Raw genomic sequence first — 16,640 nt, forward strand, 5'->3', positions numbered from 1 at the left:
GCCTCAGGCCCCGGGGCTTGCCGGGGTGGTCCGGTAGCCCTGGATCACCTCGTCCACAATGATCCCCAGGGAGGTCACGCTGGCCGCCGTGACATACCAGGTCTGGGCATCAACAAACACCACCCGCCCGGCCTTCCAGGCCCGGGTCTGCTGCAGCAGCGGGTTGGCCATGATGGCCATGGTCAACGTCGCCTTGCGCTCCATCACCGCGGTACGGTCAATGACATAAAGGATGTCCGGGTCCACGGCGCTGATGAATTCATTGGATATGGGCTGGCCGTGCAGACCCGGCTCGATGTTCCGGCTGGCCGGCTTGACCCCAAGGGTGTCAAACACAAAGCCATAACGGGACCGGATGCCGAACGAACTATACGCACCATTGTTGTGCATCACGATCAGCGCGGTTTCCGGCCGCCCTGCCGTCACCGACCGGGCGCGCTCAACGCCGGCGCTGATCTCCGCCACCTTCTTCCGTGCCAGGGCCTCCTTCTGGAAAATCCGCCCCAGGGTCAGCAGGTGATCCTTGGCAATGTCAATGTAGCTTCCCTGTTCGTTCAGCAGGTCCCAGTCGAAGTGCAGGGTCGGCGCAATCTCACTCAGCTCATCGTAATACTGGGCCTGAACCGGCGAGATCAGAATCAGGTCCGGTTTCAGGGCGTACACTCGCTCCAGATTGGGCCGGACGATCGCTCCCAGATCCTCAACCCCGGCATCATCCCGGTAGGACGCCAGGAAATCCGGCACATAATCCTTGGGCATGCCGGCCACAGGCACCCCCAACTGATCCAGCGAATCGACGTCGTTCATGTCGAACGCCACCACCCGCCTGGGCAGCTGCTCAATGGTCGTTTCCCCCAATGCATGCTGCACGGTGATGGGCTGGTACTCGGCCTGAGCAGCTGACGACGCCACCGACGCCTGCGGACTGGGACTGCCGTCCCCCGATGCCGACGGCTCACAGCCTGCCAGCCCCAGCACCGCAGCCGCCACCAGCGCAGACCAACTGCGGGGGTAAAGTGTTTCCAGTTTCATGACCAGTCTCCCTGAGGGTTGAAGTAATTGCACAAACGGCCCCGCTCACTGCGGACAATGTCGAAGTCGAGGTCGTAAAGATCCTGCAGCCGGGCTTCGGTGACGGTGTCCGCCACCGGGCCACTGAAATGGAGCCGCCCCTGTTTGAGGGCGACAATGCGATCCGAGTAGTTGGCGGCAAAGTTGATGTCGTGGATCACCAGAACCACCGTCCGTCCCTGCTCGTCACACAGCCGGCGAAGAGCCCGCATGATCTGCACCGCGTGTTTCATGTCGAGGTTGTTGAGGGGCTCGTCCAGCAGCAGACAGTCGGTCTGCTGGGCAATGGTCATGGCCAGGAAGGCCATCTGCCGCTGCCCGCCGCTGAGCTCGTCAATATAGGCCTGGCGCAGCGGCGTCAGTGACAGGAACTCGATGGCATCAGCCACCGCGTGCCGATCGGTTTCGGTGAGGGTGCCGCGACTGTAGGGAAAACGGCCAAACCCCACCAGTTCCTCCACCGTCAGCCTCAGGTTGATCCCCGGAGACTGTCGCAGGGTGGCCACCCGCCGGGCGTAGTCGGCAAGACGGATGTCGTGGACCGGCTGCTCCGCCAGCAGGATCTCGCCCTGATCCGGCGACAGCAACCGCGCCAGCATCATCAGCAGGGTGGTCTTGCCGGCGCCGTTGGGGCCGATCAGCGAGGTGACCTGACGCGCCGGAAAGCGGGTGGAGACATCCGCCAGTACGGTGCGGCCACCATAGCGTTTGGACAGGTTGTGTACAGAAATCATGCGCGACCTCGGGTCCGGATCATTAACGCCAGAAAGTAGCCACCGCAGATCAGGTTGATCAGGATCGTCACGGTAGTGCGATAGTTGAGCACCTGCTCCACCAGCAACTGGGCCAGGATGAACAGCCCGACGGCCACCGCGCTGGCCATGGGCAGGGTGGCCCGATGGCGGGTAGTGCCCGCAAGGGCGTAGGCCAGATTGGCCACAAAAATCCCCATAAAGGCCGTCGGCCCCACCAGACTGGCGGAGATGGCCACCAGCACCGCCACCAGGAACAGCTGCTGACGGACACAACGGGGGTAATCCACTCCCAGCGACAGGGCCTGCTCCCGTCCCAGGGCAATCACATCCAGCAGCGCCCGCGAGCGCAGCATCACACCGGCCACCAGCAGCACCAGCACCGCCGCATAGCCCAGTTGCCCGGGACGAACCCGATTGAATGACGCCTCGTTGTAGCCCTGAAGAACAGCGAACTCACCGGGACTGACCGTGACCTGGATAAACTGGGTCAGGGTGCTGATCACCATAGTCAGCACCAACCCCAGCAACAGCAGGAAATAGACGTTGCTGCGGCCATCCCGGAACAGCCAGCGATGGATCACCCAGGAATAGGCCAGCATCAGCAGCACCGACGCAAAGAAGTTGCCGTTCTGGCCCATCAGCATCAGGCTGCTGGTGCCCAACAGCCACACCAGCAGCGCCTGGAACAGCAGGTACACCGACTCATAGCCCATGATTGCCGGTGTCAGAATCCGGTTGCCGGCGATGCTCTGGAACACAATGGCGGAGAACGCGATGCAGACACCGCCCAGCCCCATGGCCGCCAGCCGCAGCAACCGCTTGGGAATGATGTAGTCGGTGTCCAGTCCGGAATTCAGCAGCACGAACACCACCGCCAGCACCAGCACGGCGACCCAGCTTGAGAGCATGAGCGGCCGGCGCATCAGCGGTTCCTCCGCAGAATCAGCAACAGAAACAGCACGCCGCCGACACTGCCGGCGGTCAGTCCGATGGGGATCTCGAACGGATAGATCAGCAGCCGGCTGATCAGGTCGCAGACCAGCAGCAGGCAGGCACCAGCCAGCGCCACAATCGGCAGGGTATGGCGCAGGTGCTCGCCGTAGTACAGCACCACCAGGTTGGGGATCACCAGGCCAACAAACGGTATGGTACCCACCGTAATGACCGTCACCGCCACCGTCACCGATACCAGCAGCAGGCCAAGGCCGGCGGTGACGGCGTAGCTCACCCCCAGACTGGTGGCCATATCCTCGCCCATGCCCAGTACGGTGAAGCGGTGGGCGTAGAGGTAGGTCACCAAAATGATCGGCAGGGTGAGATAGAGAATCTCGTAGTTGCCTTCAACAATCTTGGAAAAGTCCCCCAGCAACCACCCCTGCATGCTCTGCAGGATGTTGTGGCGATAGGCGTAAAACTCGGCAATGGCACTGAGCACGCTGCCGTACATCAGCCCGATCACCGGCACCATCACGGTATTGCGGAAATGGATGCGGCGGACGATGGCCAAGTAGAGCGCACAGGCCGCCAGACAGAACACCAGGGCGAACAGCATCCGCCCCAGCGTGCCCATCGCCGGTGCCAGAATCAGCGACACCAGCAACCCCAGGCGCGCCGCGTCCAGGCCACCGGAGGTGGCGGGCTCGACAAAGCGGTTGCGCACGATCTGCTGCAGGATAACCCCGCACATGGGCAGGCCGACGCCGGTCAGCACCACCGCCGCCAGGCGCGGCAGGCGGCTGGCGGTCAGGGTCGTCCAGGCATCGCCAGACAGCGACAGCAGTGCGTGCCAGGCCATCGGCTTGACACCAACCGCCAGCGAGACCAGGCACAGCAACACAAAGCCCAGGGACAGAACGCTAGGTATCGACACAGTGTTCCGCTTGTCGGAGATGGGATTGTCCCCCGGCGACCTGCCAACCCTTGGCCGACTCACGCTGGGTCAGAAAGCGTGCATAGCGCCCGCCGGCCGCAGCCAGCTCGCGGTGGCATCCCTGCTCGCAGACAGCGCCATCCTCCAACACCACAATCCGGTCAGCAGAGGTGATGGTGGACAGCTGATGGGCGATCACTATCAGCGTGCGTTTGCCCCGCAGTCGCGCCAGAGTCTCGGCAATGATGGCCTGATTGCCGGTATCCAGTGCTGCCGTGGCTTCATCCACCAACAGGATGGGAGCGTCCTTGATCAGCGCCCGGGCGATGGCAATGCGCTGCCGCTCGCCCCCGGACAGCCGGGCACCACCCTCACCCACCAGCGTTTCCAGCCCCTCGGGTAAGCGTTCAACCAGCGTTTCCACACCGGCCAGCCGGACCACCTCCGCCAACTCGTTGTCACTGGCCCCGGGCCGCCCCAGGCGGATGTTGTCGGCGATACTGCCCTGGAACAGGTAAGTATCCTGGAACACCTGGCTGATCTGTGCCGCCAACTGGTCGCTGGTCATCTGCCGCACATCGATACCGCCCACCAGAACCTGGCCACCAGTGACATCGAAGAACCGCGCCACCAGACGCATCAACGTGGTCTTGCCCGATCCGGACGCACCAACCAGTGCAACCATGCTGCCGGGCGCAACCTCAAGATTCACCCCCCGCAACACCTCCGTCTCACTGGCGCCGTAACGGAAGCGGACATCGCGCAGAGCCACCGAATGGTCCGCCGGTGACTGTGGTTGAGGCGGCTGCGGCAACGGTTGTGCTGCCAGGATTTCCCGCACGCCGTCAAGCTGGTTGCGAGCGCCCCGCAATGCCTCACCATAGCCGGCAACCTCCAGCAACGGCTCAACGAAGCGATAACTCAGCAGCAACGCCACGGTCACCGCAATCAGCGATTGCGACGACTGGCCAGCCATCAGCGCCTGGTTGAGCCAGAACACCGCCGCAAGCAGCAGCGCGGCAAAAACGGCCTGCACCACCCAGGCGTTGAGTGTCACCGCCAGTATCGAGGGGTAGATCAATTGCCGGGCGGAGCGGTGCTGACGATCAATGGCCTCGGCCAGGAAACGGGCACCGGCGCCCTCACCGTTGAACGCCCGCAATACCGACTGGGCCTGGGCGAACTCCACCAGCCGCTGACTGGTGTCGGCGGCGTGGTCGTGGAAGCGGCGATCCACCTGCCGTCCCAGTCGTGTTGCCAGCCAGAACACCACCGCCAGCAGAGGCAGCGCCAGTAGCGCAATCAGCCCCATCTGCCCGTTCAGCACAAACAGCGCCAGCACCATGACCAAGGGGGTGACCAGGCCACCAAACACCGGCGTGAACACATGCGCCGGCAACTGGGCCACCTCCATCAGGCCATGGGACACCACATGGCTGAGGCGAGCGGTGTTGGCCGGGGTAAACCAGCCCACTGGCAGGCCGGCGACATGGTCACCGAGACGCAGGCGACCGCTGCACAGCACCGACACACCAACCCTGACCCCGGCCTTGTCCACCTGTACCCGCCACCACCAGGCCAGCGCGGCACACCCCAGGAAGCCCGCCAGCCAGAACGTTGCGGGGCGCACCTCCCCGGCCAGCAAATGAGAGAGCAGCGGCACCAGCAGCACCACCGTGATGCCGTTCAGCAGACCATAGAGCACCACCATGATCAGGTAGCGCCTGAAGATGGCAACATCGCGACCCAACAGGCTCATCAACGTGTTCAACATGAGGTCGCCTCCTGATAGCCACCCAGGCGCCAAAGCCGGGTGTAGAGACCATTGCGGGCCAGCAGCTCCTCGTGCCGCCCCTGTTCGGCAATCCGGCCATTGTCCAGCACCAGAATGCGATCGGCCTGCCTCACGGTATCGAGCCGATGGGCGATGACCAACAGGGTACGGCCCTCGGCAAACCGCGACAGGGCCGCCTGGATCGCCGCTTCGTTGCCAGCGTCGGCAGCCGCCGTGGCTTCATCCAGCACCAGCACCGGCGGATCGAGCAATACCGCACGGGCGATGCTCACCCTCTGCTGTTCGCCGCCGGAGAGCTGGGCGTCCTCACCAACCACCGAGTCATAGCCTCGCGGCAGGGCCTCAACACGGTCATGGATATTGGCGAGCCGGGCCGCCGCTTCAATCTCCTGCTGGCTGGCCGCCGGACGACCCAGGGCGATGTTGTCACGCACGCTGCCATGGATCAGGCGAACCTCCTGCAGCACAAACCCCACACGGCGATAGAGTTCCGGCGCGGCGAGCTGGCGCAGGTCCACCCCTCCGAGGGTGATGCGACCGGCGCTGGGATCAAAGAACCGCAACAACAATCGGGCCAGGGTCGATTTACCGGCACCGGAAGCGCCCACAACGGCGGTCACCGTGCCAGGCTCCAGAGTGAAGTCGAGTGCCTGCAGCACCGGCGACTGCTTGTCATAACCGTAACTGAGCTGCTCAACCCGCACCTCGTTGCTGCCCGGCAGCGCCGCCTCAGCCGCCTCCGGTTGTGCCAGCACAGGGGTTTCCAGCAGCGCCTGAACCCGCTGTGCCGCCCCCGTGGCGTTATGCAGGTCGTGGCCGATAAAGCTCAGCAGTTGCAGCGGCGCGGAGATGCCCGGCGTCACCAGGACAAACGGCAGCACCTCCACCGGCGTCATCCAGCCCAGACCGACGAACAGCACGCCGAACGTCAGCACCACGGCCAATACCGCCACCGGGGAGATGATGGCGTTGGCGTTGGCCATCGGCACCACCAATGGCCGGGTGAAGGCAACGAACGCCTGCAGGAACGCCTCGACGGCATCCCGGTAGCGGCTGTTGGCCCGTTCGCTGCCGGCAAAGGCTTTCAGCACCGGAATGCCATTGACGAACTCCACCACCGCGTTGTTGATCCGCGACTGGCCGTCGACAAACGCCTTCATGTTCTCTTCGCTGCCGGCCTTCATCGCCGCCCGGAATACCAGGAAAAATGCCGGAAACGGCAGTAACGAGACCAGCGCCATACGCCAGTCCATGGCAAACAGATACACCACCGACGCCAGAATCGCGCCCCAGGTGCGTCCGCGGATGGTGTAGTAGTGGGCGGTCAGCTCATGGAGGGTGCCGACGTCGTCCTGCAGCGCCCGCTTCACCTCCCCCGAGGCCCGGCTGGTGAACCAGCCCAGCGGCACCTGGGCCAGACGATCCATGGCGGAGCGCCGCAACTGCCGGGTCAGTCGATTGTCCGCCAGGTGCGCCAGCAGTTCAGCCACGGAAACCAGGGCCAACCCCAGGCACAGGGCCAGCAGACTCAGCGCGACGGTCTGCCAGATGGCCTCGGTCAGCGCGCTGCCATCCACCCCCTGCCCTCGCAACCCCTGATCCCCCAGCACAAGCGTCGCCAGGTGGGCGATTCCGGCCAGAGGCACCAGGGTGAACACCGCACCAGCGCCCGCGATCACCGCGGCCAGGGTCAGCCGCCCGCGAATCGGCGCCAGAACCTGGCGGACCGCTCCGGTTCCGGCACTCACCTAGAAATCCACCGTTGCCGACATCAGGAAGGTGCGTGGCGCGCCCAGGCCACCAGACAGGCCGCTGCCATCACCGCCATTCCACGACCCCAGCCAGTACGCCTCATTGGTAACGTTCTGTACCCGCGCCCGCAGGGTCAGTGACTTGGCCAGTAGCCGGGTCACGTGACGGGCGCCAACATCAAAGGTGGTGTAGTCCGGCACCGCCAGCCGGTGACTGTTGTTGACGTAACGCTTGCCGGTGTGCACAACGCCGGCGGTCAGGGTCAGCCCCGGCACACGGGCCAGGTCGTACTCGGCTCCTACCTTGGCCAGCACCTTGGGCACACCGGTCACCTGATTGCCCTCGTTGGCGCCGTTCAGTGACCGGGTCACCTCCGCCTCGGTGTAGGACGCGCCGCCCAGCAAGCGCGTCCGCGGCAGCGGCTCGCCCACAAAGCTCCACTCCAGTCCCCGGTTGCGCTGCTCACCGTAGGTGCCGAACACCAGCGTGTCCGGATCGGTATAGGCGTTGGGCTTCTTGATCTGGAACAGGCTCAGGGTATGGGCGAACGCGCCCAGGTCCCACTTGGCGCCGATTTCATACTGCTTGGTCTGGTACGGTTCCAGCACTTCACCGGCGTTGGCCGCTGCCACCGGGGCGGTTGCCCCCTGGCTCAGGCCTTCGATGTAGTTGGCGTACAGTGACAGGGCGTCGCTGACACGAATCAGCAGCGCCGCCGACGGCGAGGTGCGGCTGGCATCATATTCCGCGGTGCTGGCGCCATCGGCCCCGTAATTGTCACTCTGGACGTTCTGGCGACGCGCCCCCAGAGTGAGCTGGTAGCGGTCATCGGCGAACGAGAGCGTATCGGCAATGGCGATGCTGCGCAGCTTGCTGCCACTGGCGGAGGTGTCCGCCGGAGACTGGTTGTAATCAGTCAGATCGGGGGCGACCCCAAAGTCCAGGTCGTAGTAGTTGGTCTGTACGTGGTCAAAGAAGTAGGCGTCCCGGAAGGACGAGTCCGACTCGAACTGGTTGGCCGACAGCGACCAGGCGTGACGGACCCAACCGGTGGTGAGATCACCGCGCACCCCGACTTCGGCGGACTTGACCGTGCCGTCCCGGGCCGAGCGGGCCGCCAGGGTGGAGATGTCACCGGCATCGTTCAGCAGCATGCTGCGGTCCACCAGCGCGTCATAGCCACCATCCTTGTGGCCCCAGGCCGCGTAGGCGGTGACCGTATCGGTCAGATCATACTCACCACGCAGTACTACGGTGTCGGACTCATTGCTGGTGTAAGCCCAGTCCGGTGCCAGGGAATAGTCTCCGTGTTTTGGCGTCGGTACCCTGGTTACCCCATCCGCCACCGCGAAGATGCCGAAGTAGTTGATCCGGTCCATGTCCTCCTGCTGGCTGTAGAGATCCACCGAGACGCGGGCATTCTCACCCCGCCAGTCCAGCCCCAGCGAGGCCAGTTGCATGCGGTGTTGCTGGCCATCCACCGGGGTGTCGCCATCACGGTAGACACCGTTGAAGCGCACGCCCCACTGCTGGTTGTCACCAAACCGCTGGCCCAGATCAACATGGCCACCCCAGAGGCTGTCGGATTCGTAGCTGGTGGTGATTCGCGCCAGAGGCTCCTTGCCTGCCCGCTTGGGCACGATGTTGACGCTGCCGGCAACGCTGCCGCCGGGCAACATGCCGTTAAGCAGCGCCGACGGTCCCTTCAGCAGCTCCACCCGCTCGGCCACCTCGGTGACACCCCGCAGGTTGGGGGCCATGCCCACCAGACCGTTGAAGGTCATGTCATCGGCGGAGGATGAGAAGCCGCGCACGAAGTAGGTCTCGAACAGGTTGCGCTTGGACGGCACGTACACCGAGGGATCGGTGGCACCGATCACCGCACCGATATCCTGGGCCTGCAGGTCCTGCAGCCGCTGCTCGGTGTAGCTGATGGTACTGAACGGGGTTTCCATCACATCCTTTTGGCCGAGGATACCGACAGAACCGCCGCGGGCCACCTGACCACCGGCGTAGGCTCCTGGCATGGCGTCCCAGCCAATGGCGTCCGCGCTCACTTCCAGCGGCATCAATACCGAGACATCACGGCGAGCCAGGGTGAAACTGCCATCGGGCTTTTCCACCAGCATCAGGCCCGAGCCCTGCAGCAGGCGGCCCAGCACCTCCCGGGGCGCAAGCTCGCCGCTCAGGGCCGGGCTGGTCAGACCCTGGGTCAGCGAGGGATCAAACGACAGCGGCAGCCCGGCTTCGGTGGCCACCCGGGACAGTTGCCGGCCCAGCGGATCACCGGCGGGAATGTCGTAGTGACGGGTGTCGGCCACCTCTGCGGTAACGGGCAGGGCGAGGGCAAGGGAAAGCGCGCAGGCGAACTGACGCGCCACGGGCAAGCAGCTGAAACGTTTCATACGACTCCTGATGACTTGGTATCGTGTTGCTGTTACTGGTAATGCCAATCAGGAACGAAAAAAGTATCAGCGCGACTGAAAATTATTGTTTCGGCAGCACCCGGGTCCAGTAGCCGAACAGGCTACGGTGCACCCGCAGTGGGTAGGTCGCCGCCACCATGGCCAGCGCCTGGTCACTGTCGAGCAGGGGGTAGGCGCCGGAGACGGTGAGTGCGGCCAGAGCCGGGTCCATCTGCAGGGTCCCGTGGCGATAACGCGCCAGTTCCCCGAGCAGTTGCGCCAGGGGCATTTCATCCGCCATCAACATGCCGTTGATCCAGGCGGCATCGGTGTCGGCAACGGCTTCCACCGCCCCCACCCGAGCCGCCGAGAAGGCCAGCTGTGCGCCCGCCTCCACCACCGTCCGGGGCCCGCGGCCCGAAGGTGACACGGCCACCGCGCCCGCAAACACCTTGAGCCGGGTTTCGCCGTCGAGCTGGCGCACGCTGAAACGGGTTCCCAGGGCTTCCAGGCGGCCCTGCTCCGTCGCCACACGAAAAGGGCGCGGATCGGGCTGATCACTGGTCTCAATGTGAATCTCGCCCTGATGCAGGTCGATCAGTCGCTGCCGGCCATCAAAGCGCACCGCAATGTCGGTATCGGTATTGAGGATTAGTTGCGAACCGTCGGCGGTGGCCAGCTCCCGCTGCTCCCCGACCGCACTGCGATACCGGTTGGTATTGTCTGCCAGGTGCCAGGCGCCCCACCCCACAGGCACCACCGCAAGCAGCACCACCAGTTTGGCCAGGGCGGCGCGGCGCGCCGGACTGTCGGGGCGGTCCAGGGCGGCGGAAGCCACGCCCGGCGGCATACCACCCAGCGTGGCGGTAAGCCTTTCCACCCGTTGCCAGGCGCGGGCATTGTCGGCACTGGCTGCCAGCCAGTGGTCGAACTCCCGACGCTGGTCTGATTCAAGCGGCCCTTCCTGGAGCCGCAGCAACCACTCCGCCGCCTGCTCCAGTGCGGCCCGGGGCACTCCGGCGACACTCATTTCAGTCCGACTCCACCGACATCAGACAGCAGACCAGCGCCCGCTTGACGTAACGCTTGATGGTAATCTCCGACACCGCCAGACGCTCGGCAATCTCGCGATACTTCAGGCCCTCGAGCTGGGACATCAGGAACGCCTGCCTGACCGGCTGCGGCAGTTCATCGAGGGCGGCATCAATCTCGCACAGGGCATCCAGCAGCTGCTGTCGGTGCTCCGGTGATGGCGCCTCCGGCTCCGGCACGGAGGCCAGCGCCTGCAGGTAGGCCTGCTCCAGATCGCGACGCCGCCAGTGGTTGATCACCAGCGCACGGGCAATGTGCGAGAGATAGGCCCGGGGCTCCCGGATCACGGCGCCCTCACGATCCCGCAGCAGCACCCGGGTAAAGGTATCCTGGGCAAGATCGGCGGCGGTTTCCGAGCAGTCCAGCCGCCGTTTCAGCCAGGTACGCAGCCAGCTGTGGTGAGTGTGGTAAAGACGGCAAACGTCTGTGGGCTCAGCGATGTTCGTGCCTGACAATGGACGCTCCTGACACCGGGTAACCGGGGCAACCAGCGCCCCAACAAATGATAATTGTTCGCATTCTAGAGCTTCACCGGAGAGAAACGCAAACCCGAGACAGTCAACCTCCCTTCACGCAAAGATCTTGACGTGCCGTCACACCGACCGGAAAAGCGGTGATCGAGCCGACCTGCAGGCCAAAAAAAACCTCCAGTTGATGGAGGTTTTCAGTCGTAGCCGCAAAGGCGCGGCTAGATCACAAAGCCAGCCTCAGAACGGGATATCATCATCAAAATCGTCCACCGGCTCCGGCATGCTGCTCTGCTGTTGTTGCGGAGAATGCTGCGGAGACGGTTGCGGAGGATGCTGCTGAGATTGCTGTTGCGGCGGCTGCTGGCTGTAACCGCCAGACTGCCCCTGGTAACCGCCGCCCTGCTGCTGCGGTGCCGGCTGGTTGTAGGACTGCTGCTGCGGACGACCCGCCGGCGCGCCCTGGTTCATGCCGCCACCGTCGCCGCCGCGGCTGTCGAGCATCTGCATCTGGCCGTTGATGTCCACCACGATCTCGGTGGTGTAACGGTCCTGGCCATCCTGGCCCTGCCACTTGCGGGTCTGCAGTTTGCCTTCAATGTAAACCTTGGAGCCCTTGCGCAGGTACTGGCCGGCCACTTCGGCAATCTTGCCGAACATCACGATGCGGTGCCATTCGGTCTTGGGCACCAGCTGGCCGGTCTGGCGATCCTTGTAGCTTTCATCGGTTGCCAGGGTCAAGTTGACCACGGCATTGCCGTTCGGGGTGTAGCGGGTTTCCGGGTCCTGCCCCAGATTGCCGATGAGAATTACCTTGTTAACACCACGTGCCATGATTTGCTCCTGAGAATGTCTGGTTTGCAACAGACCATCCCTGGTCTGTCATCAAAGTTCATGTCGAATCTGTCAGGAAGCGTCTGGCCGGACGAAGTCATACTCCGTCAGGCGATCTTCCTCAAACTGGGCGCGATCAACCTTGAGATAGGCCGTATCCGTCCCTTCCAGGATCACCACATCCTGAACACCGGGGAGAGTCCTCAATGCCTTGTCCACCGCGTCCAGTCGGTCCCGGGCCGTTTCCCGCAACTTTAACACGAAACTGGTGGTATAGCTTGGCGCCGGCATGGACAGCGCCAGCAGCAGCCAGACCGCCAATACCGCCACCATCGGCCAGATCACACCGTCGATGCCCCCCCGGGATAGTAGCAGGCCTCCGACCGCACCGCCCACGAATGCCCCCAGGAACTGGGCCGTGGAATACACCCCCATCGCGGTGCCCTTGCTCGCCGCCGGCGATTCCTTGCTGATCAGCGACGGCAGGCTGGCCTCCAGCAGATTGAAGGCCATAAAGAACAGGAACAGCACCCCCCACGCCAGTGCCAGCCCCTCACCGGCGATCGCCAGGCCGGCGGTGGCCAGCGTCAGCAGCAGGATCGCCCCGGCCAGAACCGGTTTCATCTTGCGCTTCTTTTCGCCAATGATAATGAACGGCACCATGGCAAAGAACGACGTCACCATCACTGTCAGGTAGAACCACCAATGTGAGGTTGTCGGCAGTCCGAGCCGATCCCGCAACAGCACCGGCACCACCAGGAAAATCGCGGTCAGCACCAGGTGCAGGGCGAAGATGCCAAAATCCAGCCGCAACAGGCGACCATCGGTCAGCACCTGGGACAGCATTGCCCGGGCCGGACGGGATTCCACGTCCTGTTGCTGCTGATGGGGATTGGGTACTACTTTATTGACAATCACCAACGCCAGGATCGCCAAGGCCGCTGTCAGGTAGAACAGCCCCGACAGACCAAACGCCGACCCCAGCAGGGGGCCCAGCACCAGCGACACCGAAAACGACAGCCCGATGGAGACCCCCACCGTGGCCATGGCCTTGGTGCGCTGTTCTTCCCGGGTGAGATCGCTGAGCAGCGCCATCAACACACTGGCAATGGCGCCAGCGCCCTGCAGAACCCGACCGGCAATCACACCGTATATGGACTCAGACGCACCGGCGATGATACTGCCGCCGGCAAACAGCACCAGCCCGATGTAAATCATGCGCTTGCGGCCAACCCGGTCAGACAACAGCCCGAACGGCACCTGCAACAGCGCCTGGCTGAGGCCGTAGGCACCAATGGCCAGACCCAGCAGGACCGGGGTGGCAGCGTCCAGATCGCTGCCCAGCAGCACAAACACCGGCAGCACCATGAACAGGCCCAGCATGCGCATGGCGTACACCGAAGCCAACGCGGTTACGGATCGCTTTTCCAGGGCATTCATACAGCAGGGATTCCTCGGTTCCAGTGTCGGACGGGGCCGGAACCGGCATCGGGCCTGCTCCGCTCCGGCTCGCCGGAAAGCGCGCATTGTAGCAGAACGGTCTGCCACGGGCATTGCGCCCGAGCCGGCGGATCACGGTATACTTTCGCTTTTATTTTGCCAGGGGGTGTTATGGATCATATCCAAGTTAAAGGGGCCCGAACCCACAACCTGAAGAACATCGACCTGGAGATGCCACGGGACAAACTGATCGTCATTACCGGTCTGTCCGGTTCCGGCAAATCCTCCCTGGCGTTCGACACCCTCTATGCCGAGGGCCAGCGGCGTTATGTGGAATCGCTGTCCACCTACGCCCGCCAGTTCCTGTCGATGATGGAAAAGCCCGACGTCGACCACATCGAGGGGCTGTCACCGGCCATTTCTATCGAGCAGAAGTCCACCTCCCACAACCCGCGCTCCACCGTGGGCACCATCACCGAGATCTACGATTACCTGCGGCTACTGTTTGCCCGCGCCGGTGAGCCCCGCTGCCCGGACCACGACCTGCCACTGGAAGCCCAAACCGTCAGCCAGATGGTGGACCAGGTAATGGCCTTCCCCGAAGGCAGCAAACTGATGATCCTGGCGCCGGTGATCCGCGACCGCAAAGGCGAGCACCTGCAAGTGATCGAAACCATGAAGAGTCAGGGTTTCATTCGCCTGCGGCTCGATGGCGCCGTCTATGACATCGACGAGGTACCGGTGCTGGACAAAAAGCGCAAGCACCGCATCGATGTGGTGGTGGATCGCTTCAAGGTCAAGGCGGGTCTGGAACAGCGTCTGGCGGAAAGCTTCGAGACCGCGCTGGAGCTAGCCGACGGCATTGCCTTGGTGGCCCCGATGGACGCAGACGCGGCCGACAACCACGAAGAACACACCTTCTCAGCCCGCTACGCCTGTACCCAGTGCGGTTACGCCCTCAGCGAGCTGGAGCCACGGATCTTCTCCTTCAACAACCCGGCCGGCGCCTGCCCCACCTGTGATGGCCTTGGGGTCAAGCAGTTCTTTGACCCGGAAAAGATCATCCAGCATCCGGAAGCCACCCTCGCCGAAGGCGCCATCAAGGGCTGGGACCGACGGGCGGTGTATTACTTCCAGTTGCTCAGCAGCGTCGCCGACCACTACGACGTCGACATGGACACGCCGTTCGTCGATCTGCCGGATGACTTCAAGAAGGTGGTGTTGAACGGTTCTGGTAAGGAAGAAATCAGCTTCCGCTACGTCAATTCCCGCGGCCACGTGATGGAAAAGTCCCATCCCTTCGAAGGCATCTTGCCCAACCTGGAGCGACGCTACCGGGAGACCGATTCCCAGAGCATGCGCGAGGAGCTGGCCCGCAACCTCAGCCAGCAACCCTGCAAGGACTGCCACGGCACCCGCCTGCGCCGCAGCGCGCGTCACGTCTTCCTCGAAGAACGCAATCTGCCGGCCATTACCCAGCTGCCGGTGGGAGAGGCGCACGACTATTTTGAACAACTGGCACTGCCTGGCCGCAAGGGCGAGATCGCCGAAAAGATCCTCAAGGAAGTGCGGGAACGGCTGAAGTTCCTGGTCAACGTGGGTTTGGAGTACCTCACCCTGGAACGCAGCGCCGACACCCTGTCTGGCGGTGAAGCCCAGCGTATCCGCCTGGCCAGCCAGATCGGCGCCGGCCTGGTGGGAGTCATGTACATTCTGGATGAGCCCTCCATCGGCCTGCACCAGCGCGACAACGATCGCCTGCTGGCAACCCTCACCCACCTGCGGGATCTGGGCAACACCGTCATCGTGGTGGAACACGATGAAGACGCCATCCGCGCCGCCGACCATGTCATCGACATCGGACCAGGCGCCGGCGTCCATGGTGGCCAGGTGATCGCCCAGGGCACCCCGGAGCAGATCATTGCCTCGGAAGCGTCACTGACCGGCCAGTACCTCCGTGGCAGCCGCGAGATTGCGATACCGCAGCAACGTCAGAGTGGCAACGGCAAGCAGCTGACGCTGTCCGGAGCCCGTGGCAACAACCTGAAAGATGTCACCCTCAGCATCCCACTGGGGGTGATGACCTGCGTGACCGGGGTGTCCGGGTCCGGCAAGTCCACCCTGATCAACGGCACCCTCTACCCGGTGGCCGCGGCCAAACTCAACAAGGCCACCAGCCTGAACCACGCCCCCTACGGCAAGCTCACAGGGCTCGACCAGCTCGATAAAGTCATCGACATCGACCAGAGCCCCATCGGGCGCACTCCACGCTCCAACCCGGCCACCTACACCGGGCTGTTTACCCCGATCCGGGAGCTGTTCGCCGGCACCCAGGAAGCCCGCTCCCGGGGCTACAAGCCTGGCCGCTTCAGCTTCAACGTCAAGGGCGGCCGCTGCGAAGCCTGCCAGGGCGATGGGGTGATCAAGGTGGAGATGCACTTCCTGCCGGACGTCTACGTGCCCTGCGACATCTGCAAGGGCAAGCGTTACAACCGCGAGACGCTGGAGGTGCGCTACAAAGGCAAGAACATCCACGAAGTACTGGAAATGACGGTAGAGGAAGGCCGCGAGTTCTTCGACGCAGTGCCGTTCCTGGCCCGCAAGCTACAAACCCTGATTGACGTGGGCCTGTCCTACATTCGCCTGGGCCAGAGCGCGGTCACCCTGTCCGGCGGTGAGGCCCAGCGGGTCAAACTGGCGAAGGAACTGTCCAAACGGGACACCGGCAAGACCCTGTACATCCTCGACGAGCCGACCACCGGCCTGCATTTCTACGACATCCAGCAGTTGCTGAATGTCCTGCAGCGCCTGCGCGACCACGGCAACACCATCGTGGTGATCGAGCACAACCTGGATGTCATCAAAACCGCCGACTGGATCATCGACCTGGGTCCGGAAGGCGGCTCCGGCGGCGGCCAGATCATCGCCGAAGGCACACCGGAAACCGTGGCTCAAAGCCCGGTTTCCCACACCGGCCGCTACCTCAAGCCGATGCTCACCAAAGCCGAGCCCGAGATCGCCTGACCCGCAAGGACAGTCGGCTCAGGCCCTAAAAAAGGGGACGGAACTCAGTTCCGTCCCCTCAGACTGCTGACAAACCCCGGTTTTCCGGGGTTTGTTGCATTTGGTCGTTCTGTTTTCAGCCGACGGTCGCTTGAG

Annotated in this window: 12 protein-coding genes; 1 reads left to right on the forward strand and 11 read right to left on the reverse strand. The window is 63.7% G+C overall.

The annotated features are described in order from the left end of the window. Positions 1-3: 3 nt before the first annotated feature. From MLD24_RS16955 to MLD24_RS17005, 11 genes are all read right to left on the reverse strand, one after another. A complete protein-coding gene (locus MLD24_RS16955; RefSeq protein ID WP_248168230.1) occupies positions 4-1,032 on the reverse strand; it encodes a siderophore ABC transporter substrate-binding protein in 1,029 nt (342 codons plus the stop codon). Continuing rightward, a complete protein-coding gene (locus tag MLD24_RS16960; RefSeq protein WP_248168233.1) occupies positions 1,029-1,805 on the reverse strand; it encodes an iron ABC transporter ATP-binding protein in 777 nt (258 codons plus the stop codon). Before MLD24_RS16960 ends, MLD24_RS16955 begins: the two co-directional genes overlap by 4 nt. Beyond that, complete coding sequence (locus tag MLD24_RS16965; RefSeq protein ID WP_248168235.1) at positions 1,802-2,749, reverse strand: iron chelate uptake ABC transporter family permease subunit; 948 nt, start codon at positions 2,747-2,749, stop codon at positions 1,802-1,804. The genes MLD24_RS16960 and MLD24_RS16965 overlap by 4 nt, the downstream gene beginning before the upstream one ends. Further along, a complete protein-coding gene (locus MLD24_RS16970) occupies positions 2,749-3,690 on the reverse strand; it encodes an ABC transporter permease (RefSeq protein ID WP_344816252.1) in 942 nt (313 codons plus the stop codon). Before MLD24_RS16970 ends, MLD24_RS16965 begins: the two co-directional genes overlap by 1 nt. After that, on the reverse strand, positions 3,683-5,470 hold the full coding sequence (locus tag MLD24_RS16975) for an ABC transporter ATP-binding protein (RefSeq protein ID WP_248168237.1): 1,788 nt from the start codon (positions 5,468-5,470) through the stop codon (positions 3,683-3,685). Before MLD24_RS16975 ends, MLD24_RS16970 begins: the two co-directional genes overlap by 8 nt. Further along, a complete protein-coding gene (locus MLD24_RS16980; protein ID WP_248168239.1) occupies positions 5,464-7,239 on the reverse strand; it encodes an ABC transporter ATP-binding protein in 1,776 nt (591 codons plus the stop codon). Before MLD24_RS16980 ends, MLD24_RS16975 begins: the two co-directional genes overlap by 7 nt. Next, entirely contained in the window at positions 7,240-9,648 is a 2,409-nt protein-coding gene (locus MLD24_RS16985) for a TonB-dependent receptor (protein ID WP_248168241.1), read from the reverse strand. A gap of 82 nt (positions 9,649-9,730) precedes the next feature. Next, complete coding sequence (locus MLD24_RS16990) at positions 9,731-10,678, reverse strand: FecR domain-containing protein (protein ID WP_248168243.1); 948 nt, start codon at positions 10,676-10,678, stop codon at positions 9,731-9,733. Between the two features lies 1 nt (position 10,679). Further along, on the reverse strand, positions 10,680-11,195 hold the full coding sequence (locus tag MLD24_RS16995; RefSeq protein ID WP_248168246.1) for a sigma-70 family RNA polymerase sigma factor: 516 nt from the start codon (positions 11,193-11,195) through the stop codon (positions 10,680-10,682). Positions 11,196-11,447: 252 nt separating this feature from the next. Continuing rightward, a complete protein-coding gene (gene ssb / locus MLD24_RS17000; protein ID WP_282450697.1) occupies positions 11,448-12,041 on the reverse strand; it encodes a single-stranded DNA-binding protein in 594 nt (197 codons plus the stop codon). Positions 12,042-12,113: 72 nt separating this feature from the next. After that, entirely contained in the window at positions 12,114-13,481 is a 1,368-nt protein-coding gene (locus tag MLD24_RS17005; protein ID WP_248168248.1) for an MFS transporter, read from the reverse strand. Between the two features lie 171 nt (positions 13,482-13,652). On the opposite strand from MLD24_RS17005, the gene uvrA reads away from it, so the two are divergent. Then, positions 13,653-16,505 carry an excinuclease ABC subunit UvrA gene (gene uvrA / locus MLD24_RS17010; RefSeq protein WP_248168250.1) on the forward strand — a complete coding sequence of 951 codons (2,853 nt, stop codon included), beginning with the start codon at positions 13,653-13,655 and terminating at the stop codon, positions 16,503-16,505. The last annotated feature ends 135 nt before the right edge of the window (positions 16,506-16,640 follow it).

It is taken from the genome of Marinobacter xestospongiae (assembly GCF_023156385.1).
In the GTDB taxonomy this organism is placed as follows: Bacteria; Pseudomonadota; Gammaproteobacteria; order Pseudomonadales; family Oleiphilaceae; genus Marinobacter; species Marinobacter xestospongiae.

What these genes read in the sequence shown, in the direction of transcription:
- MLD24_RS16985 (WP_248168241.1), bottom strand. Translation starts at nt 9,648, where the DNA reads ATGAAACGTTTCAGCTGCTTGCCCGTGGCGCGTCAGTTCGCCTGCGCG.
- MLD24_RS16965 (WP_248168235.1), bottom strand. Translation starts at nt 2,749, where the DNA reads ATGCGCCGGCCGCTCATGCTCTCAAGCTGGGTCGCCGTGCTGGTGCTG.
- MLD24_RS16960 (WP_248168233.1), bottom strand. Translation starts at nt 1,805, where the DNA reads ATGATTTCTGTACACAACCTGTCCAAACGCTATGGTGGCCGCACCGTA.
- MLD24_RS16990 (WP_248168243.1), bottom strand. Translation starts at nt 10,678, where the DNA reads ATGAGTGTCGCCGGAGTGCCCCGGGCCGCACTGGAGCAGGCGGCGGAG.
- MLD24_RS16975 (WP_248168237.1), bottom strand. Translation starts at nt 5,470, where the DNA reads ATGTTGAACACGTTGATGAGCCTGTTGGGTCGCGATGTTGCCATCTTC.
- MLD24_RS17005 (WP_248168248.1), bottom strand. Translation starts at nt 13,481, where the DNA reads ATGAATGCCCTGGAAAAGCGATCCGTAACCGCGTTGGCTTCGGTGTAC.
- uvrA (WP_248168250.1), top strand. Translation starts at nt 13,653, where the DNA reads ATGGATCATATCCAAGTTAAAGGGGCCCGAACCCACAACCTGAAGAAC.
- MLD24_RS16955 (WP_248168230.1), bottom strand. Translation starts at nt 1,032, where the DNA reads ATGAAACTGGAAACACTTTACCCCCGCAGTTGGTCTGCGCTGGTGGCG.
- ssb (WP_282450697.1), bottom strand. Translation starts at nt 12,041, where the DNA reads ATGGCACGTGGTGTTAACAAGGTAATTCTCATCGGCAATCTGGGGCAG.